Here is a 684-nt window from a genome sequence, read left to right as displayed (position 1 = left end):
ACGCTAAATTGGAAGCGACTAATAATCTCATTAAACTCATCAAACGAAATGCTTTTGGTTTTAGGAACTTTAACAACTTTAAGAAACGAATTTTCATCGCTCTGAATATAAAAATGGAGAGGACAACGATTGTCCTCTCCAGATGTTAGCTTTTATTCAACCCACTACAGTTGACAAAGAGCCGCTTTTATTCAACCCACTACAGTTGACAAAGAGCCCAAAAAATTTGATAATTAAAGGCACAAAAAAAGAGCTAACAAGCTCTAATTACGGAGAATAAGGGATTCGAACCCTTGCGCCAGTTACCCGACCTAACGATTTAGCAAACCGTCCTCTTCAGCCTCTTGAGTAATTCTCCTATTAATGGGCACGAGTGGACTCGAACCACCGACCTCACGCTTATCAGGCGTGCGCTCTAACCACCTGAGCTACGCGCCCAAGTTAAATAACTTGGTAAATGAACTAAATGTTCAAAGCGGGTGACGAGAATCGAACTCGCGACAACAGCTTGGAAGGCTGTAGTTTTACCACTAAACTACACCCGCATAAAAACAAATATGGCGCGAGACGGAATCGAACCGCCGACACATGGAGCTTCAATCCATTGCTCTACCAACTGAGCTACCGAGCCTTATTGCGGGAGCAGGATTTGAACCTACGACCTTCGGGTTATGAGCCCGACGA

The 684-nt window shown here is 43.9% G+C and carries 1 protein-coding gene and 4 tRNA genes; 1 reads left to right on the top strand and 4 read right to left on the bottom strand.

Annotated features, from left to right (window positions below; genetic code table 11):
* Positions 1-149 (top strand): transposase (locus QM460_RS10475; RefSeq protein ID WP_414290060.1); only part of this gene is annotated, 149 nt, incomplete at its 5' end.
* A 121-nt stretch (positions 150-270) separates the two neighbouring features.
* Here the strand turns inward: QM460_RS10475 and QM460_RS10470 are convergent.
* The 4 genes from QM460_RS10470 to QM460_RS10455 all read right to left on the bottom strand — a co-directional run bounded on the left by QM460_RS10470 (position 271) and on the right by QM460_RS10455 (position 631).
* Positions 271-358: transfer RNA gene (locus tag QM460_RS10470), tRNA-Ser, on the bottom strand.
* Between the two features lie 6 nt (positions 359-364).
* Positions 365-438, bottom strand: a tRNA-Ile gene (locus QM460_RS10465).
* Between the two features lie 36 nt (positions 439-474).
* A tRNA-Gly gene (locus QM460_RS10460) sits at positions 475-545 on the bottom strand.
* A 13-nt stretch (positions 546-558) separates the two neighbouring features.
* Positions 559-631, bottom strand: a tRNA-Phe gene (locus QM460_RS10455).
* Positions 632-684: the final 53 nt, after the last annotated feature.

It is taken from the genome of Streptococcus infantis (assembly GCF_047464415.1).
GTDB lineage: Bacteria > Bacillota > Bacilli > Lactobacillales > Streptococcaceae > Streptococcus > Streptococcus infantis_AE.
This window is presented reverse-complemented; position numbering and strand designations above follow the sequence as displayed.